This window comes from Micromonospora sp. U56, assembly GCF_018070095.1.
Taxonomy (GTDB): domain Bacteria; phylum Actinomycetota; class Actinomycetes; order Mycobacteriales; family Micromonosporaceae; genus Micromonospora; species Micromonospora purpureochromogenes.
In genome coordinates this window covers 1-1,561 of the sequence record NZ_JAGPYL010000244.1, presented here as the reverse complement: position 1 = coordinate 1,561, position 1,561 = coordinate 1, and the positions used below count along the sequence as shown (strand labels likewise).

At 69.2% G+C, this 1,561-nt stretch carries 1 protein-coding gene; it reads right to left on the bottom strand.

Annotated elements, in window-relative coordinates:
* Window positions 1–434: 434 nt before the first annotated feature.
* Entirely contained in the window at window positions 435–1,460 is a 1,026-nt protein-coding gene (locus KBX37_RS33765; protein WP_210779872.1) for an IS110 family transposase, read from the bottom strand.
* Window positions 1,461–1,561 lie beyond the last annotated feature (101 nt).

Genomic DNA, 1,561 nt, shown 5'->3' with positions numbered 1-1,561 from the left:
TGTCATTCCTGAAGGAGTGGGGCCGTGTCAACCCTTCTTGGTCGGACTGCTTGCGACCGGTTTGTGCTGATTCCCGGCTCGGTGCAGGCAAACGCCGGTAAGGGGTCGGGGTCAAGACTCGACCGGAGGTCGACCGCGTCAGCGGCTTGGTCTTGACGCCGATCCCGCGCGGCGCAGAATCGGTGCGCCGGGAGACACACGCTCAGCTGGTGAAGTTGTGGGGGTGTGGCCGTGTTCTTCACCGTCCGTAATGTGGACGAGTTGGCAAGCCGGGAGGGTCCCGGTGCCGGTCATTCCTTCGCCACGCGGGTCTGCCCTGGTGGCATGAAGTGAAACGGCCGCGGCCAGGCGGGGTCAATCAAATCACTCGACCACGCCGGCGGGGGTCAGACAGACCACGACCTCGCGCCTGGCCGCGCCGGGACCGGGGGTGTTCATGCCGGGGTGGTGGCCAGGCAGCGGATGTGTCCGTCGCGGAGGCCGTAGTAGACGAGGGTGAGTAGTTCGCGGGCGGCGGCGACCTTGGCGATGTTGTTGCCTCGCCGGGCAGCGAGCCGGGCCTTGGTGTCCGCGAGGGGCCCGTGGTGGACGCGTTGGACGGCTTCGACCGCGGCCCAGCGGACGAGGTTGTTGCCCTGCTTGGTGATGCGCCCACGGTGGACTTTCGTGTCCGACTCGCGGTGCCGGGGTGTCATGCCGGCCCAGGAGCACAGCTGCTGCGGACGGGCGAAACGGGTCACGTCGCCGATCTCGGCGACGAACACCGCGCCCAGCACGGGACCCACGCCGGGCAGGGCCTGGATCGCCCGGAACCCCGCGTGGTGCTTCAACTCGGCGCTGACCCGCTTGCCGACCATGTCGATCTCGAAGGTGTACGCGTCGATCAACCGGAGCAGCGACAGCACGCGGGCCTGGAACGGTGGGTCGAGGCGCAGCTCGTCGAGCTGCCGACGGCCGGCGACGCCGAACACGTCCGAGGGCGCCAGGGTGACGCCCTGCCGGGCGAGCACGGCGTGGACCTGCGCCTTGAGCCCGGAACGCAACGCGACGAGCTTGGCCCGATGCCGCACCGACTCCCGCAACGCCCGCACCTGCGGCGGCGCGATCCACGCCTCAGGCAGACGGCCCATGCGCAGCAGGTCAGCCAGGTCGGCGGCGTCACGCTCGTCGTTCTTGACCCGCCGGTACGCGAAGCCCTTCACCCCCAACGGGTGAGCCAGGTGCACCGTGGCGCCGGCGTCGGTGAGGACGTCCGCAGCCCAGTACCAGCCGTAGGTGGCCTCCAGCACCACCTCCGGGGCCTCGCCCCACGAACTGACCTGCGCGGCGAACTCGACCGGGTCGCTGGCGATACGCACCACCGGCCCGATCCGCTCGCCGTCCGGAGTCATCCGCACGATCACACTGCGCCGCCGATGCAGATCTATCCCCACATACTGCCGGCCGTCATACTCGTCCACAGGGGCCTCCTTCGTCGTGGTACGTCGTGACAACCCCAGGGAAACCCCTGACCAGGGTGACTGTCACGAGGAGCGGAGGCCCCGCTCCTTCATCGCATCAA